The 23,180-nt window shown below is 63.4% G+C and carries 25 protein-coding genes; 12 read left to right on the top strand and 13 right to left on the bottom strand.

Going from position 1 to position 23,180, the window contains the following annotated elements; translation table 11 throughout:
* Position 1: 1 nt before the first annotated feature.
* The 4 genes from AC0L2B_RS22600 to AC0L2B_RS22585 all read left to right on the top strand — a co-directional run bounded on the left by AC0L2B_RS22600 (position 2) and on the right by AC0L2B_RS22585 (position 4,069).
* The gene (locus AC0L2B_RS22600; RefSeq protein ID WP_473746862.1) at positions 2–1,381 is read left to right on the top strand and encodes an aminotransferase family protein; all 1,380 of its coding nucleotides are present in this window, start codon (positions 2–4) and stop codon (positions 1,379–1,381) included.
* Between the two features lie 3 nt (positions 1,382–1,384).
* Positions 1,385–2,314, top strand: coding sequence for a 3,5-dioxohexanoate:acetyl-CoA acetone transferase (gene kce / locus AC0L2B_RS22595; RefSeq protein WP_091591347.1), 930 nt, complete (start codon positions 1,385–1,387; stop codon positions 2,312–2,314).
* Between the two features lie 211 nt (positions 2,315–2,525).
* The gene (locus AC0L2B_RS22590) at positions 2,526–3,029 is read left to right on the top strand and encodes a GNAT family N-acetyltransferase (protein WP_473746861.1); all 504 of its coding nucleotides are present in this window, start codon (positions 2,526–2,528) and stop codon (positions 3,027–3,029) included.
* Between the two features lie 8 nt (positions 3,030–3,037).
* Positions 3,038–4,069 carry a histone deacetylase family protein gene (locus AC0L2B_RS22585; protein WP_473746860.1) on the top strand — a complete coding sequence of 344 codons (1,032 nt, stop codon included), beginning with the start codon at positions 3,038–3,040 and terminating at the stop codon, positions 4,067–4,069.
* An 18-nt stretch (positions 4,070–4,087) separates the two neighbouring features.
* On the opposite strand, the gene AC0L2B_RS22580 is transcribed toward AC0L2B_RS22585, so the two are convergent.
* Both AC0L2B_RS22580 and AC0L2B_RS22575 read right to left on the bottom strand, forming a co-directional pair.
* Positions 4,088–5,353, bottom strand: coding sequence for a cysteine desulfurase-like protein (locus AC0L2B_RS22580; RefSeq protein ID WP_473746859.1), 1,266 nt, complete (start codon positions 5,351–5,353; stop codon positions 4,088–4,090).
* A gap of 60 nt (positions 5,354–5,413) precedes the next feature.
* On the bottom strand, positions 5,414–6,481 hold the full coding sequence (locus AC0L2B_RS22575) for an aldo/keto reductase (protein ID WP_473746858.1): 1,068 nt from the start codon (positions 6,479–6,481) through the stop codon (positions 5,414–5,416).
* 245 nt (positions 6,482–6,726) lie between these two features.
* Between AC0L2B_RS22575 and AC0L2B_RS22570 the strand changes: the two genes are divergently transcribed.
* Positions 6,727–6,891 (top strand): hypothetical protein, encoded by a 165-nt coding sequence (locus AC0L2B_RS22570; protein ID WP_023798224.1) that lies wholly within the window; start codon positions 6,727–6,729, stop codon positions 6,889–6,891.
* A 43-nt stretch (positions 6,892–6,934) separates the two neighbouring features.
* Here the strand turns inward: AC0L2B_RS22570 and AC0L2B_RS22565 are convergent, their stop codons facing one another.
* Positions 6,935–7,441 (bottom strand): DUF1993 domain-containing protein, encoded by a 507-nt coding sequence (locus AC0L2B_RS22565; protein WP_473746857.1) that lies wholly within the window; start codon positions 7,439–7,441, stop codon positions 6,935–6,937.
* 124 nt (positions 7,442–7,565) lie between these two features.
* On the opposite strand from AC0L2B_RS22565, the gene AC0L2B_RS22560 reads away from it, so the two are divergent.
* Entirely contained in the window at positions 7,566–8,615 is a 1,050-nt protein-coding gene (locus AC0L2B_RS22560; RefSeq protein WP_473746856.1) for a DUF1176 domain-containing protein, read from the top strand.
* Here AC0L2B_RS22560 and AC0L2B_RS22555 read toward each other — a convergent pair.
* The 7 genes from AC0L2B_RS22555 to AC0L2B_RS22525 all read right to left on the bottom strand — a co-directional run bounded on the left by AC0L2B_RS22555 (position 8,612) and on the right by AC0L2B_RS22525 (position 15,060).
* Positions 8,612–9,502, bottom strand: coding sequence for an alpha/beta hydrolase family protein (locus tag AC0L2B_RS22555; RefSeq protein WP_473746855.1), 891 nt, complete (start codon positions 9,500–9,502; stop codon positions 8,612–8,614). The two genes, AC0L2B_RS22560 and AC0L2B_RS22555, sit on opposite strands and share 4 nt — an antisense overlap.
* A 31-nt stretch (positions 9,503–9,533) precedes the next feature.
* On the bottom strand, positions 9,534–11,156 hold the full coding sequence (locus AC0L2B_RS22550) for an NTP transferase domain-containing protein (RefSeq protein WP_473746854.1): 1,623 nt from the start codon (positions 11,154–11,156) through the stop codon (positions 9,534–9,536).
* Positions 11,153–11,857: an XdhC family protein gene (locus tag AC0L2B_RS22545; RefSeq protein ID WP_027154202.1), complete on the bottom strand. Its 705-nt coding sequence runs from the start codon at positions 11,855–11,857 to the stop codon at positions 11,153–11,155. The genes AC0L2B_RS22550 and AC0L2B_RS22545 overlap by 4 nt, the downstream gene beginning before the upstream one ends.
* A 125-nt stretch (positions 11,858–11,982) precedes the next feature.
* Positions 11,983–12,321 (bottom strand): XdhC family protein, encoded by a 339-nt coding sequence (locus tag AC0L2B_RS22540; protein WP_027154201.1) that lies wholly within the window; start codon positions 12,319–12,321, stop codon positions 11,983–11,985.
* A 28-nt stretch (positions 12,322–12,349) separates the two neighbouring features.
* Positions 12,350–13,600 carry a vWA domain-containing protein gene (locus tag AC0L2B_RS22535; protein ID WP_287237543.1) on the bottom strand — a complete coding sequence of 417 codons (1,251 nt, stop codon included), beginning with the start codon at positions 13,598–13,600 and terminating at the stop codon, positions 12,350–12,352.
* 3 nt (positions 13,601–13,603) lie between these two features.
* Positions 13,604–14,533 (bottom strand): AAA family ATPase, encoded by a 930-nt coding sequence (locus AC0L2B_RS22530; protein WP_287228940.1) that lies wholly within the window; start codon positions 14,531–14,533, stop codon positions 13,604–13,606.
* A 32-nt stretch (positions 14,534–14,565) separates the two neighbouring features.
* A complete protein-coding gene (locus tag AC0L2B_RS22525) occupies positions 14,566–15,060 on the bottom strand; it encodes a flavin reductase (RefSeq protein ID WP_473534539.1) in 495 nt (164 codons plus the stop codon).
* 191 nt (positions 15,061–15,251) lie between these two features.
* Here AC0L2B_RS22525 and AC0L2B_RS22520 point away from each other — a divergent pair, with 191 nt between their 5' ends.
* Together AC0L2B_RS22520 and AC0L2B_RS22515 are read left to right on the top strand one after the other, a co-directional pair.
* On the top strand, positions 15,252–16,337 hold the full coding sequence (locus AC0L2B_RS22520) for a branched-chain amino acid ABC transporter substrate-binding protein (protein WP_473534540.1): 1,086 nt from the start codon (positions 15,252–15,254) through the stop codon (positions 16,335–16,337).
* A complete protein-coding gene (locus AC0L2B_RS22515; RefSeq protein ID WP_473534656.1) occupies positions 16,337–17,338 on the top strand; it encodes a P1 family peptidase in 1,002 nt (333 codons plus the stop codon). Before AC0L2B_RS22520 ends, AC0L2B_RS22515 begins: the two co-directional genes overlap by 1 nt.
* Positions 17,339–17,361: 23 nt before the next feature.
* On the opposite strand, the gene AC0L2B_RS22510 is transcribed toward AC0L2B_RS22515, so the two are convergent.
* Positions 17,362–17,616 carry a DUF2171 domain-containing protein gene (locus AC0L2B_RS22510; RefSeq protein ID WP_023798236.1) on the bottom strand — a complete coding sequence of 85 codons (255 nt, stop codon included), beginning with the start codon at positions 17,614–17,616 and terminating at the stop codon, positions 17,362–17,364.
* Positions 17,617–17,859: 243 nt separating this feature from the next.
* Between AC0L2B_RS22510 and AC0L2B_RS22505 the strand changes: the two genes are divergently transcribed.
* The 3 genes from AC0L2B_RS22505 to purB are packed head-to-tail and all read left to right on the top strand — an operon-like array spanning position 17,860 to position 20,467.
* Entirely contained in the window at positions 17,860–18,585 is a 726-nt protein-coding gene (locus AC0L2B_RS22505; protein WP_473746853.1) for a DUF2259 domain-containing protein, read from the top strand.
* Positions 18,582–19,100, top strand: a complete 519-nt coding sequence (locus AC0L2B_RS22500; RefSeq protein ID WP_027154193.1) for a hypothetical protein — start codon at positions 18,582–18,584, stop codon at positions 19,098–19,100. Before AC0L2B_RS22505 ends, AC0L2B_RS22500 begins: the two co-directional genes overlap by 4 nt.
* 59 nt (positions 19,101–19,159) lie before the next feature.
* Positions 19,160–20,467 carry an adenylosuccinate lyase gene (gene purB, locus AC0L2B_RS22495; RefSeq protein WP_473746852.1) on the top strand — a complete coding sequence of 436 codons (1,308 nt, stop codon included), beginning with the start codon at positions 19,160–19,162 and terminating at the stop codon, positions 20,465–20,467.
* A gap of 177 nt (positions 20,468–20,644) precedes the next feature.
* Here purB and AC0L2B_RS22490 read toward each other — a convergent pair whose 3' ends face one another.
* On the bottom strand, positions 20,645–21,457 hold the full coding sequence (locus AC0L2B_RS22490) for a VOC family protein (protein WP_473746851.1): 813 nt from the start codon (positions 21,455–21,457) through the stop codon (positions 20,645–20,647).
* 253 nt (positions 21,458–21,710) lie between these two features.
* Here AC0L2B_RS22490 and AC0L2B_RS22485 point away from each other — a divergent pair, with 253 nt between their 5' ends.
* Complete coding sequence (locus AC0L2B_RS22485; RefSeq protein ID WP_473507733.1) at positions 21,711–22,259, top strand: RBBP9/YdeN family alpha/beta hydrolase; 549 nt, start codon at positions 21,711–21,713, stop codon at positions 22,257–22,259.
* Here the strand turns inward: AC0L2B_RS22485 and AC0L2B_RS22480 are convergent.
* On the bottom strand, positions 22,256–23,029 hold the full coding sequence (locus tag AC0L2B_RS22480; protein ID WP_473746850.1) for an HpcH/HpaI aldolase family protein: 774 nt from the start codon (positions 23,027–23,029) through the stop codon (positions 22,256–22,258). The genes AC0L2B_RS22485 and AC0L2B_RS22480 overlap by 4 nt on opposite strands.
* Positions 23,030–23,180: the final 151 nt, after the last annotated feature.

Genomic DNA, 23,180 nt, shown 5'->3' with positions numbered 1-23,180 from the left:
CATGCTGAAGTCCCAGACCCCTGCCCCGGATACCGAGACGCGCCTGCCGTCGCATCTGTTCTATCTGTCCAGCCTGCGCCGGCCGCTGGTCGACCGCGCCGAAGGCATCTACATCTGGACGCAGGACGGCCGCCGCTTCATCGACGGGTCGAGCGGACCGATGGTCGCCAATATCGGTCATTCCAACCGCAACGTGCTCGATGCGATGAAGCGACAGATGGATCGCGCCACCTTCGCGTACCGGCTGCATTTCGAGAACGAGCCGGCCGAGGACCTGGCACGGGAGTTGGCCGGAAAGCTGCCCGAAGGCCTGGACCGGATCTTCTTTGTCTCGGGCGGTTCGGAAGCGACGGAATCCTGCGTCAAGCTGGCGCGGCAATGGGCTGTCGCCACCGGACAGGCCAGCCGCTGGAAGGTGATCACGCGCTTTCCATCCTATCATGGCGGCACGCTCGGGGCGCTCGCCGTCACCGGCGACGAGGCGCTGGCCGAAACCTTTGAGCCGATGATGCAGGTCATGCCGACCGTGCCGGCGCCGGCCGCCTGGCGCGACCGCGACAATCTCTCGATGGAACAGCGCGGCGTCCGCTACGCCGACATGCTGGAGGAGAAGATCCTCGCCGAGGGGCCGCAAAGCGTGCTCGCCTTCATCATGGAGCCGGTCGGCGGCGCTGCCACCGCGGCGCTGGTGGCGCCGGACAGCTATTATCCGCGCATCCGCGAAATCTGCGACCGCTACGGCATCCTGCTCATCCATGACGAAGTGATGAGCGGTGCCGGCCGCACCGGCAAATTCCTCGGCGGCGACCATTTTGACTGCAAGCCCGACATCGTCGCGCTGTCGAAGGGGCTGGGCTCGGGCTATGCGCCGCTCGGCGCGCTGGCGGCATCCATGCGGCTGGTGCAGCCGCTGCTCGCCTCCGGCGGCTTCCAGCATGGCCATACCTATGCCGGCAATCCGCTCGCCTGCGCCGCCGGGCTCGCCGTGCTTGGCGAAATGGATCGTCTCGACCTGATCGCCAATGCGGCGGGCATGGGCGATCTTTTGATGGCTGAGTTGACGGGCCTGGCCAAGCGGTTTCCGTTCGTCGCCGATGTGCGCGGCAAGGGCCTGCTGCTAGGTGCCGAGATGGTCGCCGACCCCGATACGCTGCGGCCGATCGCACCGGCGAAGAAGGCCACCCAGCGCCTGCTCGACCTCGCCTATGAGCGCGGCCTGATCATCTATGGGCGAAAGGTCAAGGGTGGCGTCGACGGCGACAATTTCATGGTGGCGCCGCCGATGATCGTCACGGCCGAGCAGATCGGCGAGATCGTCGCCATCATCGGTGACTCGCTGCAGGTGCTGGCCGGCGAACTCGACCTGCCGGTCGAAGGCTGAGCCATGGCGCCGCGAAAAGTCATCATCACCTGCGCCGTCACCGGGTCGGTGCACACGCCGTCGATGTCGCCGCATCTGCCGGTGACGCCGGACCAGATCGCCGCAGAGGCGATCGCGGCTGCCCAAGCCGGCGCCTCGATCCTGCATCTTCACGCCCGTGATCCCGGGGATGGGCGGCCGACCGCCGATCCTGATGTGTTCATGCAGTTCCTGCCGCGCATCAAGCAGGCGACATCAGCGGTGATCAACATCACCACCGGCGGCTCCTCGCTGATGACGCTCGACCAGCGGCTGGCCGCACCACTCAGGGCCGAGCCCGAAATGTGCTCGCTCAACATGGGCTCGATGAATTTCGCGCTGTTCCCGATGCTCGACCGGTCAAGGGAGTGGCAGCACGAGTGGGAGCCGAAACTGCTGGAAGCGACCCGCGACACGATCTTCAAAAACACCTTTGCCGATATGGAGACCGTGCTCGAAAGACTTGGAAAGGGCTGCGGCACACGCTTCGAATTTGAATGCTACGATGTCGGCCACCTCTATTCACTGGCGCATTTTCGCGATCGCGGTCTGGTGGCGGGACCTCTGTTCATCCAGTTTGTGTTCGGCATTCTCGGCGGTATCGGCGCCGATCCCGACAATCTGGTCCATATGAAGCGCATCGCCGACAAACTGTTCGGCGACAGCTACCAGTTTTCGGTGCTGGCCGCCGGGCGCCACCAGATGCCGATGATTGCGATTGCGGCGGCGATGGGCGGCAATGTCCGCGTCGGGCTGGAGGACAGCCTTTACGACGGCCGCCAGCTGGCAAAGTCCAATGCCGACCAGGTGCGCCGCATCCGCAGCGTGCTCGACGGGCTGTCGCTGGACGTCGCCACGCCCACCGAGGCGCGCGAGATGCTGGCGCTCAAGGGCGGTGACCGGGTGGCTTTTTGAGATGGTTACGGCCTGAGATGCTTGCGTTCCGTCCCACCCCCCTCTGGCCTGCCGGCCATCTCCCCCGCAAGGGGGGAGATCGGATGTCCCAGTCGTCTCCGCCAATCGTCAACGTTGCAGGACAGACGCTAAGAGCAAAGCTGCCAATCTCCCCCCTTGCGGGGGAGATGTCCGGCAGGACAGAGGGGGGTGCCTGGGCGCCGAACCTCCAGTGACTGCCGATTTACCCAAAATCATCATCCGGCCCGGCCGCATCGAGGACGTCGAAACCATCCATGCCGCGATCCTGCGGCTTGGCGCGCATACCGGCGCACACCAGGAAATCACTTCTACGCCCGAAGACCTGCGCAGCTATGGCTTTGGCGAAAAACCTGCCTTCTCGACTCTGATCGCCGAAGTCGACGGCGAGTTTGCCGGCCTGTGCCTGCATTTCCCGATCTTCTCGACCTGGATGGGGCGGCCCGGCGTCTATGTGCAGGATCTCTATGTCGAAGATCGGTTTCGCGGCCGCAGGATCGGCGAACGCCTGCTGCGGCGTGTCGCCCGAGAATGCCGGAAGGACGGCGGCGCCTATCTCAGACTGTCCGTCAACAGCGACAATGAAACCGCCAAGGCCTTTTACGAAAGGCTGGGCATTGCCTGGTCAAGCTACGAGCAGGTGCAGAAGATCGTCGGCGACGCGTTCTTTGCCTTCGCCGATGCACCAGAGAAATGAGGGAAATCATGAAAGCCTTTTATGCCGAAGAGCAGAAGCTCCACGATCCCAAGGCGTTCCTCTCCAGCGGCGCCCAAAAGCCCAATCCGGAAAAGCCGGAGCGCGTCGAACGGCTGCTCGCCGGCGCCAAGGCCGCCGGCTGCACGATTGAACGGCCGAGAGATCACGGGCTTGGTCCGGTTGCCGCGGTGCATACGCCCGAATACCTCGATTTTCTCGAGCACATCTTTGCGCGCTGGCAGCGCATCGAAGGCGCTTCGGCCGAAGTCATCCCCAACATTCATCCGATCGCGCGGGGCGGCTCCTATCCGGCCTCGGCGGTCGGCCAGGCCGGCTACCACATGGCCGACACCGCTTGCCCGATCTCCGCCGAGACTTGGGCGAGCGCGCTGTGGAGCGCCTGGAGCGCGGTCGAGGCCGCCGAGGTGGTGATGGCGGGCGCGCCGGCTGCCTATGCGCTGTGCCGTCCGCCCGGCCATCACGCCTTTGCCGACGTCGCCGGCGGCTTCTGCTTCATCAACAATTCGGCGGTCGCGGCACAGGTGCTGCGCAGGCAAACTGCGCGGGTGGCGATCCTCGACGTCGACCTGCATCACGGCAACGGCACGCAAGGCATTTTCTATGCCCGGCCGGACGTGCTCACCGTCTCGCTGCATGCCGATCCGGTGCGCTTCTATCCGTTCTTCTGGGGTCATGCCGACGAACGCGGCGAAGGGCCTGGTCTCGGCTACAATCTTAACCTGCCGCTGGCGCGCAAATCCGGCGATGCCGCGTTCCTGGAAGCACTCGACATGGCGTTCCAGCGCATCCGCGCCTTTGCGCCGGAAGCGCTTGTCGTGGCGCTCGGGCTCGACGCCTTCGAGGGCGATCCGTTCGGCGGACTGACGGTAACGACGCCAGGCTTCTCGCGCATCGGCGAAGCCATCGCCGGTTGTGGCCTGCCGACGGTCATCGTCCAGGAAGGCGGCTATCTCTGCGACGAACTCGGCGACAATCTTACTGCCTTCCTCACCGGGTTCAGCGGCGGCAAGAAACGCTAATATCAGCCGGATGCCGTGTCAGGATCGCTCCTGTCGCAACATCGCGATAACGCGGTGCACGCTCTCCAGCGTCTCATCGATCTCGGCCGCCGTATTGTAATGGGCAATGCCGATGCGCACGACACCATGCTCGGCCGGAATGCCAAGCTGGTGCACGATCTCCCAGGCATAGTTGTGGCCGGACCACAGGAAGATGTTTTCCGCATTCATCTGCCGCACGATCGTCTCCGGCACGATGCCGTCGACAGTGAACGAGACCGTCGGCACGCGCTCGCCGACACGCGCCGGATCGGTGATGCCGTGGATGGTCAGGCCTGAAATGGCCGACAGGCCGTCGATCAATCTTTGCGTCAGCCTGTTCTCGTAAGCAATTGAAATTTCAAACGCCTTGCCTACCCTGGCACGTCGCGAACCATCCTCACCGGCGGCGGCGCCCAGCTCCGCAAAATAATCGACCGCGGCGCTCAGGCCGGCCATCAGCTCGATCTGCGGCGTGCCGAGTTCGAACCGCTCCGGCAGAGCATTGGACGAACAGCGGCACTTGTACGGTGTCAGCGCGTCGATGACATCCAGCCTGCCCCACACTATGCCCATGTGCGGCCCGAAGAATTTATAGGCCGAGCAGGCCAGGAAATCGCAGCCGAGGTCCCTGACGTCGATCAGGCCGTGCGGTGCGAACTGCACGGCGTCGACATAGACCAGCGCGCCAGCCTGCCTGGCGATGCCGGTCAGCGCCTTCACCCGGTTGATCGAGCCGGTCAGATTGCTGGCGTAGTTCAGGGCGACAAGCCGCGTCCTGTCGGTCAGCAGCGCAGCAAGCGCCGCCTCCTCGATCTGCCAGCTCTGCTCATCGAAAGCCAGCCAGCGCACGACAAGGCCAAGATCTTCGGCGAGCTGCAGCCACGGCGAAACGTTGCCCTCGTGGTCCATACGGGTGAGGATGATCTCGTCGCCGGGTTTCATCGTGCGGCCGAGGGTGCGCGACATGTGATAAGTCAGCGTCGTCATATTGGCGCCGATGATGATTTCCTGCGGGCTTGCAGCACCGAGGAAATCGGCCATCGCCGCATGGGCGTCATCGACGATCTGTTGCGCCGCGATCGTGGTTTCGAAGAAGCCGCCGAGATTGGCGTTTGTTGTCAGCAGGCAGCGTGACACCGCGTCTGCGACCGCCTGCGGCACCTGCGTGCCGGCAGGGTTGTCGAGATAGATGCGGCGACGGCCCTTATCGGTCAGCGACACTGCCGGAAATTTCTCGCGCACGACCTCAATCGGAAAATTCACTTTTTCCCCCTCTCTACTGAAATCGTTTGGCAATCACACCTAACAGAGCCGGAAAGCAGCTCACGGACACGGGTTGCCGACACGCTGGTGGATTGCATCGACCGCCTTCTGCATATCCTCGGTCCAGACGACATCGGCGGAAGACAGCGCCATTTCGAGCTGCGGAAGGGTCGTCGCGCCGATGATGCTCGAAGTGACGAAGGGCCGGCTCGTGACATAAGCGTTGGCAAACAATGCCGGCTCCATGCCGAAAGAGCGCGCCAGTTCGTTGTACTCGAGCTGTGCCTCCGCGGCATTGGGCGTCTCGTAGCGCTGGCCGCGGTTGAAAAGCTGAGAACGCGAGCCTTGCGGCCGCGCCCCATGGTCGTATTTGCCGGTCAGGTAGCCTTGCGCCAGCGGCGAATAGGCGAGCAGGGAAACCTGTTCGCGCTCGCAGACCTCCGCAAGGTTCACCTCGAAGCCGCGGTTGACGAAATTATAGGCGTTCTGCAGCGACGCCAGGCGCGGGCCGACGCCTTTGTCGGCTTCGCCGACGAACCGCATGACGCCCCACGAACTCTCGTTCGACAGGCCGAAATGGCGGATTTTTCCGGCCTTGACCAATTCGTCGAAGACGGCGAGCGTTTCGTTGATCGGCGTCTCGCCGCCCGGTGCACCGGCGGAATCGGCCCGCAGCGGCACGGCGCCGACGCGGTTCGGATTGGCGCCCCATGGCACGTCCCGTTCCGGCCAATGGATCTGATAAAGGTCGAGATAATCGGTGTTGAGCCTGGTCAGCGACTTTTCGACGGCATCGAAGATGTCGGCGCGCACCAGCTTCGACGGGCGATCGCCGCGAAACCATGTGTTGGCGGTGCGGCCAACCACTTTTGAGGCGAGGATCACCTGGTCGCGGTTGCCCTTTGCCCTCATCCAGCTGCCGATGATCTTCTCGGTCCAGCCTTGCGTCTCCGCCTTGGGCGGGATCGGGTAGAGCTCGGCAGTATCGATGAAGTTGACGCCGCGCGAAAATGCCAAATCCATCTGGGCGTGGCCATCCGCTTGGGTGTTCTGCTGGCCCCAGGTCATCGATCCCAGGCAAATCTGGGAAACAAGAAGATCGGTCCGACCAAGGCGGCGTTTTTGCATGGTAATTTCTCCGGCGGGAACTCTTTTGCGCGGCTGCGCAGGAAGGAAGCCGCAGCATACAGGAATGCACCGGCTGTCTCCAACCCTCCGGCCAGTGGCCAGCGACTTTTTCGAGAGGCCGAAGCAGGGGCGCTCGGCGACGTCAAAAAATCAGTGCGGCATGGCTGCCATGCTAATGCTGCACTGCACAATTGTCATTGTTTGCCTATATTGGGACTTGGGAGGACCAACCAGGGGCTTGAATCATGGGTTTCCTCACTGAAATGTTCGCCCGTCCGCGTCCGCAGGAACATCTGCGCTACCGCGCGGCTCTGGCGCTGCTTCATTCGATGAGCAATGCCGACCGTGCCGACATCGGCATCAAACCGGCCGATTTTCCGCGCGTCGCCCGCGAAATGTCCTCACGTTAGTCACGGATATCCCGGCTCGACCGGGATATCTCCTCGCCATTCTTCAACGCGATCCCATGAAAATCGCCTTGCTCAGCGGCACGCCATTGTGGCGCAGGATGTCGTAGGCCGTGGTCACGTGGAAATAGAAATTGGGCATGGCGAGATGCAGCAGATACTGCATGCCGGCCATCGAGAATTCGCGCTCGCCAAGCTTCAGCTCGATCATTCTGTCATCCGAGCCGTCCATATCGGCAGCCGCGAATGTCGCCAGAAGGTCGACGGTCTTGGCGATGCGCGCCTGGAGATCGGCAAAGCTCGCCTCGTTGTCTTCATATTTCGGCACCTCGCGACCGGCAAGCCGCGACGGCGCGCCCTTGGCGTGGTCGGTCGCGATCTGCACCTGCCTGGTCAACGCATACATGTCCGGCGCCAGCCTCGACGTCAAAAACACCTGCGGATCGATCTTGCGGTCGAGCGCATTCTGCTCGGCGATGTTCAGCACGTTGGATAGCGCCTTCAACCTGGCCGAAAACACCGGCACGGACGCTTCGTACATCGATATGGTCACGTGAATCTCCTATCCCGGCGGGAACGCCGACGGCGGCACCTAGCGCCTGCGCAGGCGATTCTTCAAGCGTCACCACGTCGCCGCAATCGCTATGATAGGATTTCCCATCCGGTGGAGATTCCCGATGAGAAGCGCCCTTTTTGCAGCGACCGCTTTTTTCTCCCTTGCCGTGACAGGCCAACCGGTGCTCGCCGCCGAAGCGCCTTATGTCGACGACAGGTCGGACGCCGAAGCGGTCATCCGCTCGTTCTACAGCGCCATCAACCGGCAAGAATTCGCGCGCGCCTGGGACTATTTCGGCGACACTAGGCCGGCCAAGGATTTCGACGCCTTCGTCAAGGGCTATGACGGCACCGAAAGGGTCGAAGTCAAAACCGGTGGCGTGTCCGAAGACGGTGCGGCCGGCAGCATCTATTACAATGTTCCGGTCGCCATCAGGGCGACAGCCAAGGACGGCAGCGAAAATGTCTTTGCCGGCTGCTACACGCTGCGCCAGGTCAACGCCTCGATCCAGGAACCGCCATTCCGCCCGATCTTCATCGACAAGGGCGCACTGAAACCGTCCAAGGCCGAATTCGAGGACGCCGTGCCGGCAAGCTGCGGCGACGCACCGCCGCCGCCGAAGAAGGATGCCGCGCTGGAGCAGGCCAAGAAGGCGTTTGCGGCCACTTATGGCGACCAGTGCGACAAGGAAATGCCTGGCGGCGAGCCCTTGGCAGAGCCGGACGCCTACTCCCTGCGCTACAAGGATGCCGGCGCCGAGGCCGATCAGCCCGAACGCGAGACGCGGCTGTTTCGCTTCTTCTGCTCGATGGCTGCCTACAATGAGAGTGCCGTCTACTATGTCTACGACGATGTGTCAGGCGTCCGGCAGCTGCAGTTCGCCTCGCCGGAACTCGATATCCACTATGAGAACAACGATAGCGAAGGCAAGGTCGAGGCGATCAACGTCACCGGCTTCCAGACCGACGACCAGCTGGTCAATTCCGAGTATGACGACGCCACCAAGACGATCTCGTCGCTCAACAAGTGGCGCGGCCTCGGCGATGCCGCATCGGCCGGGACCTATCTGTTTCGCAACGGCAATTTCTCGCTGGTGCAGTACGATGTCGACGCCTCCTACGACGGTGAGATCAACCCGCAGACGGTCGTGGACTACAACACACCGCCTTAAGGGGCCTCCGACAGCATCCAGTTGAGCGCGCCGCGCCAGTCGGTCATGCGGATCGGCGTGCCGTGCGTGCCGGTCTCGAAGCGGACAAAGCGGGCCGGATAGGTCTTCGATTTGGCCAGGATCGAACGGAAGAAGGCTTCCTGTTTCTCGACTGGAAACACAGGGTCCTTGCTGCCCTGGCCAAAGAAGACCGGAACACGGCGCTTGAAGGCCGGGCTCGAGAAGAAACTTTCATCCCATAGCGAACCGAGCAGCAGCAGCCCGCCGATGCGGCCGCCAGTATCCTTGCGGGCGGCCAGCTTCCAGCACAATGCGCCGCCCATCGAGCCGCAGGCGACGAAGATCTTCGCGCCCGGCGACCGTTCCGCATAGTGGCCGATCAGCGCAGCGATCTGGGCAGCACCGGTGTCGCCGAAATCGGAAAAGTCCGGTGACAGATAGAGGCCACCATTGCCGGCCATCAGGTTCTTGATGCGGTTGAAATTGCCGCCGAAGGTGAAATCGTCAACGCCCTGCTTACGGCTGCCGCCCTGCCCGTGGAGATAGAGCACGATGATGCCGGCGCCTTGCGTGCGACCGACGGCGACGTGGCGGATATTGCCGGCGTCGGTCTTCAGCAGCAGATCCTGCTGCACCTTGCGCACACCGGTGTCGACATACTGCGCCTGCGCGCGGCGCTCCGGCACTTGGTCGCGGGCGTTGATATCGCGCAGCTCGCGATAGTCGACGACTGTATAGGCGCCCTCGGACGAGAGGATGGCCGGATAGGCGAACAGATCGTCTTTGAAGGGCTTTAGCGTGAGGACGTCGGCGTAAGCGGCGCAAGAAAACAAGAAAAATATTGAAGTCAGAAGGGCGCAGGGGGATAGGACGGTACGAACAGCCATCCCACAGGCATCGTTTTTCGGCCTCGGTTTGTCAATCCTGCAGCACGCCGCCGGCGCCTGCCAGCGCCTCGGGGGTGTCGACATCGATGGACGCTGCCTTGCCGATCTCGACATCGATGACATCGAGCCCTTCGGCCTCGACCAAATGGCGCGCGCCGGTATCGCCTTCCAGATGAGCGATCGCCGCAAACAGCGAACGCGGCAGCAACACAGGATTGCCTCGCTTTCCCTCATGCGAGGCCCGCACCACCGATCGGCCCTCGGATTTGCGGAATGCATCGATCAGCCTGTCGAGGTCGGCTGACGCGATGCCAGGCATGTCGCCAAGCACGATCATGGCGCCGGCAGCATCGGCTCTGACCCGCGCGATGCCGGCCTTCAGCGATGAAGACAGGCCCTCGGCGAAATCCGGATTATCGGCGAAAGTCACATCCAGTCCCGACAACGCGGCGCGCACACGCTCACGCTGATGGCCGGTGACGATGACGGTGCCCGAAGCTTTGGAGCCGAGCGCGCGCTCGGCGCTGCGGCGCACCAGCGGCTGGCCGTCGAACAGCGCCAGCAGCTTGTTCGGGCCGCCCATGCGGCTGGAGCGGCCGGCGGCCAGCAGCACGATATCGACCTTCAACTCGGCACTCTCAGACTTTGGCGCCGGCAGCGGCTCGCGCGGCTGTGGCCGGGTCGGGATTTCCATCAACAGACCGCCGACACCCATGCCGGCAATATCCTTGGCCGTCACGTCGAGACCGGCGATCAACCTGTCGAGAACCCAGTCGAAGCCGTTCTCCTTGGGGCTGCGGGCGCAGCCCGGCGCGCCGATGACGCGCTTGCCGGCAAGCGCGCCGAGCACCAGGAGATTTCCGGGATCGACCGGCATGCCGGCGCGGATGACGGTGCCGCCGGCCTTCTCGATCGCTGCCGGGACGACGTCGCCAAAATCGCTCATCGCCGAGGCGCCGAAGATCACCACAATATCGTTGTCACGCGCCAGCGAGCCCGCAGCCTCCGCAACGGCGCCAATTTCGTGCGGCGTGCGGCGCTCGGCCGTCAGCCGGCCACCTGAGCGCGCAAGACGGGCTTCGGTGACCCGCAATGTCTTGTCGAGCACACTCGGCTTGATGCCGGGCAGAACCGTCTGAATGACGCCGACACGCACCGGCTGATAGGCATTGACGGCAAAGATCTCGCCGCTGGCGCAGATCCTTGCCACCGCATCGACCAGGGCGGAAGCAACGGCGAAGGGAATGATCTTCACGGTTGCGACCATCTGGCCATTTTCGACCGGTGCGTGCTGCGCCAGCGTGGCGATGGTGATGGTCGGATCGACGGCGTTGATGGCGTTGATCATCGCGGCATCGACCGTGAAGATACCGGCCGCCCGGGAGTGCAGATTAACCCGGCCGGTCGCGGCGGGCTTCGCCTCGACATTGCGATGGATCATGCTTTCGGCGATCTTTTCGGCGGCAGCGTCCTCGCTCAAATCATCGGGAGCAAGAACGGCCGCGACGACCTGCGAAATCCCTGCTGACTTGAGCAAAGTCACATCCTCGGCGCTCAGCCTGCGTGCCTTGCGCAAGCGCCGTTCTCCGGCCGTGGTGGCATGCGCCAGCACTGCGCCTTCGGCCGTATCTACGGGGATTGGCCCAAACTTCACGCCACCGCGTCCTTGGATTCGTGGCCGCGCGAACGAAACGCCTGGATCGCTTGCGCCAACACCGCCACAGCTATTTCGGCCGGGCTCGCCGCACCGATGTCGAGACCGATCGGCGCGTGGATGCGGGCGATCTGGTCGGCGGTCGCGCCCAATGCCAGCAGGCGCTCAACCCGCTTCGCATGGGTCTTGCGGCTGCCGAGCGCACCGACATAGAAGCAGTTGGCGTCGAGCGCCGCCTTCAGCGCGAAATCGTCGATCTTCGGATCATGGGTGACGGCGGCCAGCGCCGTATAGCTGTCGAGCGGCTGGCGCTTCAGGATATCCTCCGGCCATTCGGCATGCAGCGCGACATCGGGAAAGCGGTCTGCGGTGGCAAAGGCCGTGCGCGGATCGACGATCTCCACGGGGTAGCCGGCGATCCTGGCCATCGGCGCCAGTGCCTGGCTGATATGGACTGCGCCGATCACCACCAGGCGCGGCTGCGGCAGGTAGGCGTTGAGGAAGAAGGTTTGCCCTTCCGCCTCGACCGACCCGGAATTGCCTGATCGAAACGCCTTGGCGATCGCAGCGCCCAATTCGCCGGCGACCTGATCGCCCTCCCTCACGATGCGATCGCGGCCATCGCCGAGATCGGTGACCAGGATCACCGCGCGGCGGGCGCGGCGTTCGGCGTTCAGCGTTTTCAGCGCGTAGGGATCCATCGAAATATCTCTTGTTTAAGCATGATTCTTGTCGGCAAACCGGTTCCCACTTTGCGGGATCATGCTCTCTTGTTTAAGCATGATTCTTGTCCGCAAACCGGTTCCCACTTTGCGGGATCATGCTTCTAACCCAACCGCTCGACATAGACCTTGATGCGGCCACCGCAGGACAGGCCGACCTGCCAGGCGGTCTCGTCGGCGACGCCGAACTCCAGCATCTTGGCCTTGCCGCTGTCGATGACGTCGACCGCCTCGGTGACCACCGCGCCTTCGACGCAGCCACCAGAGACGGAGCCGTGGAAATTGCCGTCCGCGTCGATGACAAGGTGGCTGCCGACCGGGCGCGGCGCCGAGCCCCAGGTCTCGACCACGGTGGCAATGGCGACATCCTTGCCGTCTTTCATCCAGCCTTCCGCGATGATCAGCGGATCGCGGGCCTCATCGAGATAAATGCTGTTTTCCATCACCGTTTCTCCCGGAGAAAACATATGACTATGCGGCGTCTCTCGCGCCACCCTCAATCCATCTGCGTGGGTCGACGGAGCGCGCCGAAGTCTTGTCCAGCGACGCGCACAGGTCGGCGAGCGCATCGAGATTGTGCACCGAGCGGAATTCGTCGACATGCGGCAGCATCGCCTTGACGCCGCGGGCGCGCGCCTCGAAGCCGTCGAAGCGCAGCAGCGGGTTCAGCCAGATCAGCCGCCGGCAGGATTTGCGCAGGCGCTCCATTTCCTCCGACAGGCCGGCAACGTCGTCGCGCTCCAGCCCGTCGGTGATCAGGAGAACCACCGCACCCTGCCCCAGCACACGCCGCGACCACAACCGGTTGAATTCGGCCAGCGTATCGCCGATGCGGGTGCCGCCCGACCAGTCCATCACCGCCGCCGAACAATCGGCGAGTGCCGCGTCAGGATCGCGATGGCGCATCTGCCGCGTCAGATTTGTCAGCCTGGTGCCGAAGACGAAGGCGTGCACGCGCCGGCGCTTTTCCGTCAGCGCATGCAGGAAATGCAGGAAAATGCGCGTGTACTGGCTCATCGAACCGGAAATATCGGCAAGCACGACCAGCGGCGGGTGAACCTCGCGCGGCGACCGGAATTTCGGCAGGATCAGTTCGCCGCCTGTCCGCGCGGCCGAACGCATCATGGCGCGCGGATCGATACGTCGGCCATGCGCGTTGGATTTGAAACGCCGTGTCCTGACCATGTCGAAGGGCAGCCGCAACTCGGCGATCGCCTTCTTGGCGTCAGTCATCTCGGCGGCGTTCATCTGGGCAAAATCCTTGCCCCTCAGCACCTCGTTGCCGGAAAACGTGAAGCGAGCGTCGACCTCGATCTCGGGGATTTCCTGCACCGGCTGGTTCTTCTGGTGGCCCTCGAACATTGCCTGGCTGACGCGGTTTTCCGCAGCCCGCGGCTTTTGCTTCTCTCTGATATCAGGCGCCACCGGCGAAAACATCGCCAGCATCTTTTCGATCAGCTCGTGCGATTTCCAGAACAGCCGGAAAGTCTCGTCGAAGGTAGGGTGATCTTCGTGCCGCGACACCAGTACGGCGTGCAGCGTCCAGTAGAAATCGTCGCGAGAGCCGATACCGGCGGCAAGCACCGCCTCGATCGCATCTTTTACCGAGGCCGGGCCGACCCGCATGCCGGCCTTGCGTAGGGTGCGGGCGAAATAGACGATGTTATCGGCGATCCTCCCATCGGGCGTGGCCTCTTTCGGTTCGGGATGCGGCGTTGCCATCGCCTACTCCGCCGCCGAAAGCTCGGCCTTCACCTCGTTGAGGATGCGCCGGCCTTCGCCCTGTTCTATACGGGCAATGTCGTCTTGGTATTTCAGCAGCACGCCGATCGTGTCGGAAACGGTTTCCGGATCGAGCGCCACCTTGTCGAGTTCGGTCAGCGCGCTGGCCCAGTCGATGGTCTCGGCAACCCCCGGCACCTTGAACAGCTCGATCTGGCGCAGCTTCTGTATGAACGAAACCACCTCTGCCGACAGCCGGCTGTTGGCCTGCGGTACTTTTCTGCGCACGATCTCCAGCTCGCGCTCGGCATTCGGGTAGTCTACCCAGTGATAGAGGCAGCGGCGCTTCAGCGCGTCATGGATCTCGCGGGTGCGGTTGGTGGTGATGATGACGATCGGCGGCTCCTCCGCCTTGATCGTGCCGAGCTCGGGCACCGTGACCTGGAAGTCGGAGAGAATTTCGAGCAGGAATGCCTCGAAGGCCTCGTCGGTGCGGTCGAGCTCGTCGATCAGAAAGACCGGGGCGGCGCCCGCCTTGCCGGTCAGTGCGTCGAGCACCGGGCGGCGGATCAGGTATTTTTCGGAAAAGACGTTGCGCTCCATGTCGGAGCGATCGACCTTGCCGGCCGCCTCTTCCATGCGGATCTCGATCATCTGCGCGGCGTAGTTCCACTCGTAGACGGCGGACGAGACGTCGAGGCCTTCATAGCATTGCAGGCGGATCAGCCGGCGGCCGAGCGCTTGCGCCAGCACCTTGGCGATCTCGGTCTTGCCGACGCCGGCCTCGCCCTCAAGGAACAGCGGCCGCTTCATGCGCAGCGATAGAAACAGCACGGTCGCCAGCGACCGGTCTGCCACATAGTCCGCACCGGTCAGTAGATCGAGCGTCTCATCGATCGTCCGCGGTGCGGGACGCGGTTTCAACTCGGTCATTCTTTCTCCGTGGGTGCAGCCATCCAGGGCCTCTACAGAGCGTGATAGCCGCGGTCGTGATAGATCAGCGGCCGCAAATTATCGCCGGTGCGCAGGCCTGTCACCTTGCCAAAAAGCACACGGTGGGTGGCCAGATCCTTGGTGTCGATCAGTTCGCAGTCGAACACGGCGAGCGCGCCCTTCAGCGTCGGCGCGCCGGTCGAGATCATATCCCACTCGCCGAGCGCGAAGCGTTCCTCGACGGGCAGGCCGGTGAGGCCGGAAAAGCCGACCGACAGCGCCTCCTGGTCCGAAGCCAGCGCGTTCAAGGCGAACCTGCCATTCTTCACGAACGGCTCGTTCTTGGGATTTTCGCGATTGAGGCAGACCAGGATGGTCGGCGGCGTGTCCGACACCGAACAGGCTGCAATGACAGTCGCACCCCGCCTGCCGGCGGAACCATCGGTGGTGACCACATGGACGTGGCCGGCAAAATGGGCCATCGCGTCGCGATAGGCCTGCGGCCCTATGTCGTTCTTCTTCAGCACCGGCGATTTCCATTGGTTTGAAGCGAGATGAACCCAACCGTTATATATGGCGGGATATTGCATGCCACAAGCGAAGTGGTTGACATGCATCCTGAATTTCGCGTGTTGCGTGAAAGCTGACCAGCCTTTAGGTCTTGGCAGGAAGTGGCGCCGGCAAACACGCGACCGGCGCGGAGGAAATCTTCGCTCGCATGCGACCCCGGACAATAGGCACGACAACGACAATAGCGGTGCTGGCTTGGCTGTCTCTCGCCGGTGATGCGAACGCTGAGATGCTGCTGGTCGGCGTCGCAGCACCACTGTCCGGGCCGTCGGCGACCCTCGGCAAGCAGATCGAGGCGGGCGCCGGCCTGGCGGCAGCGGCGAACGGTGCTCAACTCAAGGTTGTCGACGACGCCTGCACGGCCGATGGCGGGGCTGCCGCGGCGAGGAAATTCGTTGCGTCGAAAGTCGGCGTGGTCGTCGGCTTCCTCTGCACCGAGGCGATCGAGGCGGCACTGCCGATCCTGAAGGACGCCGACATACCGGTCATCACCGTCGGCGTGCGCACCGAAAGCCTGACCGACCGGCGCGCCAAGACCGGCTGGCCGATCTTTCGGCTCGGGCCGCGCGGCGATGACGAGCGCAACGCCGTCGCCTTCAATCTCACCCGCCAATGGCAGAACGAGCTGTTCGCCATCATCGACGACGGCACGATTTACGGCCGCGAAATCGCCGAGACGCTTCGGGCGGCAGCCGAGCAGGCGGCGCTGAAACCGGTGTTCGTCGACACATTCAGGCCGCAGCTCGACAACCAGATCGGACTGATCGGGCGGCTGAGGAAGGCCGGTGCAACGCATGTCTTCGCCGGCGGCGACGGCGAAGACATCGCCATCATGGGCCGCGACGCCGGCCAACTCGATGCCGGCATCATTTTTGCCGGCGGCGAAGCGCTGCGCACACCGCCCGGCGACGTGCCTTATGCCACGGGCACGCTGATGATTGCGCCGCCCGAATGGGCCGATGTCGCCGACTCCAGGGTGCTCGAAAGCTTTGCCGCACAAAACATCGTGCCGGACGGCTACACGCTGCCGGCCTTTGCGGCGGTCGAGATCGCCGAAGCGGCGACGGCGCTGGCGGAAACCTCCGGCAAGCCATTGGCCGATGCGCTTACCGCGCATGACTTCAGCTCCGCGATCGGGCCCATCCGCTTTGACGGCAAGGGCGACTTGACCGAGAACCTCTATCGGGTCTTCCGTTTCAACGGCGCACATTTCGTGCCGGCGGAGGCCAAATGATGTTTCGGACAGGGCCGCGCAATCTCATCACCGATGTCGCCGGCCTGCGCGTCGGCAACGCTTCCGATGTTAGGCTGAAGTCCGGGGTGACCACCATCGTCTGCGACGAACCGGCGGTGGCCGGTGTCCAGATCCTGGGCGGTGCGCCAGGCACCCGCGAGACCGACCTGCTCGATCCGCACAATTCGATCGAGGCGATCCATGCCGTGGTGCTTTCGGGTGGCTCGGCTTACGGCCTCGATGCCGCATCCGGCGTACAGGCGGCACTGCGCGAAAACGGCATCGGCGTAGAGGTCGGCGGCTTTCGCGTGCCGATCGTGCCGGCGGCGATCCTGTTCGACCTGCGCAACGGCGGCGACAAGGACTGGGGCCGCTATCCGCCCTACCGCGATCTCGGCTATGAGGCGGCACAGGCAGTCGGCATCGATTTTGCGCTCGGCACGGTCGGCGCGGGCACCGGTGCCCTGAGTTCCGGCCTCAAGGGCGGCCTCGGATCGGCCTCGACGGTGCTCGACAGCGGCGTCACCATCGGCGCACTCGCCGCTGTCAATCCGACCGGCTCGGTGACGATCGCCCGTAGCAGGCACTTCTGGGCAGCGCCCTTCGAGATCGGCGACGAGTTCGGCGGGCTCGGTTATCCCACGCCGATGCCGAAGGACGCGAAAAGGATCCTGCTGAAATTTCGCGACAAGCACGTCGGAGGCAACACGACCATCGCCGTCATCGCCACGGACGCCCTTCTCACCAAGGCCGCCGCAAAACGCCTGGCGATATCAGCGCATGACGGCTTCGTGCGCGCCATTTGGCCGACACATACGCCGGCCGACGGAGATCTGGTTTTCGCGCTGGCGACCGGCAAGAGCGGCATCGAGCTCGCGCCCAACGACGCCATCGAGCTTTACGCCGCGGCCGGCGCCACCATGGCGCGCGCCATCAGCCGCGGCGTCTTTGCCGCGACGCCCGCCGATGGCGACCTGTTTCCGGTCTGGTCGTCGCGCTGAATGCGGGCTGCCGTGGCCCGTCATCAGGTGGGGTCGGATTTTTCTTCCTCGAACGTGACCGCGACATCCGAATTTGCCGACAGCCGGACTTTCTGGCCCTCGACTTCGGCTACGAGGCTGAGCGGAATGAAGTGGTGATGCCCCCTGTGGGCGCCCTCGCCGCTGTCGCGCTTGGTCAGCTTGATTCGTTGTCCCTCAACTTTGTCGACAGTGCCGACATGGACGCCGTCGGCGCCGATCACTTCCATATGTTCGCGAATGCTGGCTGCATCGGTCATTGTGGGTTCTCCATTAGAGCGCCGCGCGTCCTTTTGGACGCGCAAAGGACGCTCTAACACTTTAAATCAACGCATCGTACTTTCCGAAAATCGATTCCGATTTTCGGGTCGATGCGGTGAAGCTGCCAACATAAACAAGTGACGGCACGATTGGATGCATCGAGTTGCGTCTCAGAGGGCACGACGTTTTGACGATGTCGTGATAGTGATCGAAACAACGCTGGCTGCTCAAACGGAAATCCGATGCGAATTCTCGTCCTGTTTGCTGTGTCCCTCCTTGCCCAGTTTGCAACTTCGCTCGCCGCGCATGCCGGCGATGTTGCCGAGCTTGAAATCCTCGGCTTCACCGGGGGTGGCGGCGCCTTCGCCTTCGAGGAGTACGGTGTCCAGGACGGGTCGGGGTTTCCCTATGCCAATCGCTATTACATCAACACCGCCGACGACAGTTTTCTCAAGGGCACACCGATCAGGGTGCGGCTTGACGACGAGAACGCAACGCTCGACGCGGCGCGTCTTGCAGCCCGGCAGAAAGGTGAAGCTATCATCAAACAAGCGGAATTGACGGCGAATCGCGGCATCACCGCCGGCTCCAACCCGGTGACCGAGCTTTCGGCCGATCCGTTCCGCATGGTGGTCAACCCGCGGCCGATCTTTTCGCCGGTCGATGATCCGCTCGAGTTCCGACTCGACGAGATCGGCATGAACGATACCGAAACCTGCCAAAACCTTGGCGAGATCAACGGCTTTCGCCTTTTGCGCATCGAGGCGAAAGGCGGCGGCAAGACTGAACTCCTGCACGAGGACAAGTCGATCCCCAAAAGCAGAGGCTGCCCGAACGGCTATCGAATCGGCGCGGTGCAGACATTTTCCATGCAGGGCCTCAGCGCCTATGCCGTGCTGATCGCGGTGCGCCAGTACGGCTTCGAAGGGCCTGACTATCGCTGGATCGCGGTGACCGGCCGGCTGTGACGTCGCTCCCCGCCATACGCAACGGCGTCCTGGATCGCATCGGCAAGGCCTTGCCGTCGCCGTCCGCCGCAGTTTGCGGCGCCCTGCTGTGGGCCGCCGCGATGGGCGCCAGCGCACTTGTCAATCTGCTGCTGGACGACTGGGTGACCCCGGCAAATATCCGCTTCGTCTCGTTGCTCTATGCGGCGGGCGGTGCGCTCGCCTTTCCGGTTGGCCTGTTCCTGGCACGGCTCGTCTCGCTCGGGCGGCATTGGCAAGTAGCCTTGGCGGCCGCGTTTGTCTGCCTTCTTGCCACCACGATCGGCTTCACCGGTGGGCTCTTTGCGCTGCAATACCGTTCCTACTATGCCCAGTGGCATGAACCTGCACTGACCATTGGCTGGTCCATCCAGTTCGTGCACACCATGGCAACGGCGTTCTATCAATTCATCGTGCTGGGTATCCGGCTTTATTTTCCGCTCGGTTTCATCGCGCTTGCTCTCGCCAGCATCTGGTTTGCGCGGCAGCAGCGTTGAGCATTTTGTCTGCCTCTGTTACGACGCGGGCGAACGCCCTCGCAAGTCAGGACTGACCGATGATCCCTCGCTACTCCCGGCCGGAAATGGTGGCCATCTGGTCGCCCGAAACCCGGTTCCGCATCTGGTTCGAGATCGAGGCCTACGCTTGCGACGCGCTGGCCGAGCTCGGCGTGATCCCGAAGGAGGCCGCCAAAACCATCTGGGAAAAAGGCGGAGCCGCCAAGTTCGACGTCGAGGCGATCGACGAGATCGAGCGCGTCACCAAGCACGACGTCATCGCCTTCCTCACCCACCTCGGCGAATTCGTCGGTCCGGACGCCCGCTTCATTCATCAGGGCATGACCTCCTCGGACGTTCTCGACACCTGCTTTGCCGTGCAGCTCACCCGCGCCAGCGACATCCTTCTGGCCGACATCGACGGCCTGCTTGCGGCGCTCAAGCGCCGCGCCTTCGAACACAAGGACACCGTCACCATCGGTCGCAGTCACGGCATCCATGCCGAGCCGACCACCTTCGGCGTGAAGCTGGCGCAGGCTTATGCCGAATTCTCGCGCTGCCGCGAGCGGCTTGTGCACGCGCGCGAGGATATTGGGACATGCGCCATATCAGGTGCAGTCGGCACCTTCGCCAATATCGATCCCTATGTCGAAGAACATGTGGCGAAGCAACTCGGATTGAAGCCGGAGCCGGTGTCGACGCAGGTGATCCCGCGCGACCGCCATGCGATGTTCTTTGCGACGCTCGCTGTCATCGCCTCGTCGATCGAACGGCTGGCGACGGGAATCCGCCATCTGCAGCGCACCGAGGTGCTGGAGGCCGAAGAGTATTTTTCGCCCGGGCAAAAGGGCTCGTCAGCGATGCCGCACAAGCGTAACCCGGTGCTGACCGAAAACCTCACCGGGCTTGCGCGCATGGTGCGTTCGTTCGCGCTGCCGGCGATGGAGAACGTGGCGCTCTGGCATGAGCGCGACATTTCGCATTCGTCGGTCGAGCGCATGATTGGCCCGGATGCGACTGTGACGCTCGATTTCGCGCTATCGCGGCTGACCAGTGTCATCGACAGATTGCTCGTCTATCCCGACAACATGCTGAAGAACATGAACAAGTTCCGCGGCCTCGTGCATTCGCAGCGTGTGCTGCTGGCTCTGACCCAGGCCGGCGTCAGCCGTGAGGACGCCTACGGGCTGGTGCAGCGAAACGCCATGAAGGTATGGGAGCAAGGCGCTGATTTCCTTGATGAACTTTTGGCCGACAAGGAGGTCACCGCAGCCTTGCCCGAGGCCGAAATTCGTGAAAAATTCGACCTTGGCTATCATACCAAGCATGTCGACACGATCTTCAAACGGGTGTTCGGAGAAGCGTGAGGCCACGCGGTTTTGACCGGTCCCAGCCGGCGGTTCCAAGCTGGAGCACCCCTCATCGGACCGCGGAGCCTGTCCTCGGGCTTTCCGAAGGCAAGACCCGTGGCGGCCACCTTCTCCCACAAACAAGGGGAGAAGGTAAGACGGCATCGACCTCGCCGCACCGTCAGGTTCGAATAATCAAGCCTTGCCGGGAACGGTCCTGATCACCGTTCCCCACGGGTCCTCGCGCGTCGCTGCATCAGTCACATTGTCGGACCGCATTTCGACCCAGGCGAGGCCGGACCGGGAAGGATCGCGACGGCCGGCGCCGGCGCTCTGCCACGAATTGGCGCCGATGTGGTGGTGGTAGCCGCCTGATGACAGGAACACCGCCGCGCCACCATATTTCGCCATGGTATCGAAGCCGAATTCCTGGTGCCACCAGGCCTCGGCGTCTTCCGGCCGTCCGACGCGCAGATGGACATGGCCGATGATGCTGTTGTCCGGCATGCCCTGCCAGGCGGCATCGCCGGCCGGCACGTCGGCGACGACCGACGAAATGTTGAGCCGTTCGGTCGCCATCGCTATCTTGTCACCATTCCACTTCCAGTCCTCATGGCGGCGGTCGGAATAGATCTCGATGCCGTTGCCTTCGGGATCGGTCAGGTAGAGCGCCTCGCTGACCAGATGGTCGGAAGCGCCGTCGATGCCGATGTTGTTGGCGATGGCGTGGTTGATCCAGCGCCCGAGGTCGGCCCGGCTGGGCAGCAGGAAGGCAGTGTGGAAGAGGCCGGCGCTGCGCGGATCGTCGGGCTTCGCCGCTGCATCCGCCTCGATGTCGAGCAAGGGACGATTGGCGGCGCCCAGCGTGATCGTGCCACCGGTGCGGCTCAGTTCCTGCAGCCCAATGACATCGCGATAGTAAGCGGCCAAGCTTTCGGCATCTCGCGCCCGCAGCCCGACGCGGGCAACGCTGACCGGGGTCGTGGCGGCAAAGGGCAGTTCGCTCATGAAAGTCTCCGTTTGGGCGGCCTTCGACGAAATCCCCAAAACCAGGAGCCCGGCGCTACCTACCATTGTTCGTCGTGTCAGTTCCAAATCCTGGGTCTCATGTACACGGCAGTTTCCTTTCCCGATGACAGATCGTCGATCGCGATCGTTCACACAAGACGGCAAGAAGCGAACATGGTGTTCACTATTTGTGAGTATCGCACCGATCATCATCACGGTTGCACGAAACCGTGTCCCTCGCTACATGCGCGCCATGAAAGTCAGGGATGCAGACATTCTCATCGTGCCGGGCTACACCAATTCCGGTCCCGACCATTGGCAGAGCCGCTGGCAATCGAAATTGTCGACGGCGCGGCGCGTCGAGCAGGCGGAATGGTCGAAGCCAGTGCGCGAAGACTGGACGGCGAGCGTGGCGAAGGCGGTCAACGAGGCCGAGCGACCGGTCGTTGTCGTCGCGCATTCGCTCGGCGTCGCCGCCGTGATCCAGGCAATGCCGCAGTTCCAGCGTCGGGTCGCCGGAGCCTTCTTCGTGGCGCCGCCCGACGTCGCCAATCCAGAGATAAAACCCAGGCACCTGATGACCTTCGGCCCTTATCCGCGTGAACCGCTGGCATTTCCCTCGGTGGTGATCGCCAGCCGCAACGACCCGTTCTGCACCTTCGAGGTGGCCGAGGACATTGCCGGCGCCTGGGGCTCGCTGTTCATCGACGCCGGCGAGGCCGGACATCTCAACGCCGATGCCGGCTTCGGCCCGTGGCCGGAAGGCTCGATGACTTTTGCGAAATTCCTGACCGACCTTTAGGGGCCTATCGAGTCCCTCACGCTCTTCAGCAGGGTTTTTGCGCCCAGCCCGATCAACGCGTGCTCGGAGCCCATCGCCAGCAGCCGGTAGCCCATCGACACCACGCGGCCGGCGATGGCCGGCTCGATGACGTAGATCGCGGCATGCTTGCCGGCCTTGCGCGTCCGCTCGGCGATCGAGGCGACTGTTTCCATCATGCTTTCGAGCGTCGAGTTGACGGCGGCGCCGTTCGACCAGGCAATCGAAAAATCCGATGGGCCTAGGAAGATGCCGTCGATACCCGGCGTGTCGAGGATGCCGTCGAGTGCATCGAGCGCGGCGCGCGTCTCGACCATGGCGAAGGCCATGGTGCGCGCGTTGCTGTCGCGCAGCCAGTCGGCATAGTCGCCCTTGCCATGACGCGGAAAGGCGTAAGTCGGGCCCCAGGAACGCTCGCCGAGCGGCGGATACTTCATGGCGGCAGCGAACAGCCTGGCGTCCGCCACCGAATTCACCATCGGCGCAATCACCGCCTCGGCGCCGAAATCGAGCGCGCGGCTGGCCATGTCGAAGCGGCCGACCGGAATGCGCACCAGCGCCGGTTTGTTGGCGGCCAGCACCGGCGCAAGGCCGCGCAGCACGCTGTCCTCATGATGTCCGCCATGCTGCATGTCGAGGGTGACGGCATCGAACCCCTGTCTGGCAAGAATCTCGACCGTCAGGGCATCAGGCACGCCGGACCATGCGGTGCACAAGGTTTCATCGGCCGCAAGGCGTGACTTGAGGGACATGGGCGCCTTCCTTATTCGACCTCGCATCGGCCCAAAATCGCCGACAAAGTCGGCCCGACGCGAGGAGTCAAAGTTTTAGAGCGTACTTTCCGAATGGATGCACGTCGCTCTAATGCAGTTCAGCCGGAAACAGCTGCAAAGGCAAAGAAAA

The sequence above is a fragment of the Mesorhizobium sp. WSM4815 genome, assembly GCF_055811575.1.
This window is presented reverse-complemented; position numbering and strand designations above follow the sequence as displayed.

Excerpts from the sequence above, each read along its gene's own strand:
- AC0L2B_RS22600 (WP_473746862.1), top strand. The coding sequence starts at position 2 with ATGCTGAAGTCCCAGACCCCTGCCCCGGATACCGAGACGCGCCTGCCG.
- kce (WP_091591347.1), top strand. The coding sequence starts at position 1,385 with ATGGCGCCGCGAAAAGTCATCATCACCTGCGCCGTCACCGGGTCGGTG.
- AC0L2B_RS22585 (WP_473746860.1), top strand. The coding sequence starts at position 3,038 with ATGAAAGCCTTTTATGCCGAAGAGCAGAAGCTCCACGATCCCAAGGCG.
- AC0L2B_RS22575 (WP_473746858.1), bottom strand. The coding sequence starts at position 6,481 with ATGCAAAAACGCCGCCTTGGTCGGACCGATCTTCTTGTTTCCCAGATT.
- AC0L2B_RS22570 (WP_023798224.1), top strand. The coding sequence starts at position 6,727 with ATGGGTTTCCTCACTGAAATGTTCGCCCGTCCGCGTCCGCAGGAACAT.
- AC0L2B_RS22560 (WP_473746856.1), top strand. The coding sequence starts at position 7,566 with ATGAGAAGCGCCCTTTTTGCAGCGACCGCTTTTTTCTCCCTTGCCGTG.
- AC0L2B_RS22555 (WP_473746855.1), bottom strand. The coding sequence starts at position 9,502 with ATGGCTGTTCGTACCGTCCTATCCCCCTGCGCCCTTCTGACTTCAATA.
- AC0L2B_RS22545 (WP_027154202.1), bottom strand. The coding sequence starts at position 11,857 with ATGGATCCCTACGCGCTGAAAACGCTGAACGCCGAACGCCGCGCCCGC.
- AC0L2B_RS22540 (WP_027154201.1), bottom strand. The coding sequence starts at position 12,321 with ATGGAAAACAGCATTTATCTCGATGAGGCCCGCGATCCGCTGATCATC.
- AC0L2B_RS22535 (WP_287237543.1), bottom strand. The coding sequence starts at position 13,600 with ATGGCAACGCCGCATCCCGAACCGAAAGAGGCCACGCCCGATGGGAGG.
- AC0L2B_RS22530 (WP_287228940.1), bottom strand. The coding sequence starts at position 14,533 with ATGACCGAGTTGAAACCGCGTCCCGCACCGCGGACGATCGATGAGACG.
- AC0L2B_RS22520 (WP_473534540.1), top strand. The coding sequence starts at position 15,252 with ATGCGACCCCGGACAATAGGCACGACAACGACAATAGCGGTGCTGGCT.
- AC0L2B_RS22515 (WP_473534656.1), top strand. The coding sequence starts at position 16,337 with ATGTTTCGGACAGGGCCGCGCAATCTCATCACCGATGTCGCCGGCCTG.
- AC0L2B_RS22510 (WP_023798236.1), bottom strand. The coding sequence starts at position 17,616 with ATGACCGATGCAGCCAGCATTCGCGAACATATGGAAGTGATCGGCGCC.
- AC0L2B_RS22505 (WP_473746853.1), top strand. The coding sequence starts at position 17,860 with ATGCGAATTCTCGTCCTGTTTGCTGTGTCCCTCCTTGCCCAGTTTGCA.
- purB (WP_473746852.1), top strand. The coding sequence starts at position 19,160 with ATGATCCCTCGCTACTCCCGGCCGGAAATGGTGGCCATCTGGTCGCCC.
- AC0L2B_RS22490 (WP_473746851.1), bottom strand. The coding sequence starts at position 21,457 with ATGAGCGAACTGCCCTTTGCCGCCACGACCCCGGTCAGCGTTGCCCGC.
- AC0L2B_RS22485 (WP_473507733.1), top strand. The coding sequence starts at position 21,711 with ATGAAAGTCAGGGATGCAGACATTCTCATCGTGCCGGGCTACACCAAT.
- AC0L2B_RS22480 (WP_473746850.1), bottom strand. The coding sequence starts at position 23,029 with ATGTCCCTCAAGTCACGCCTTGCGGCCGATGAAACCTTGTGCACCGCA.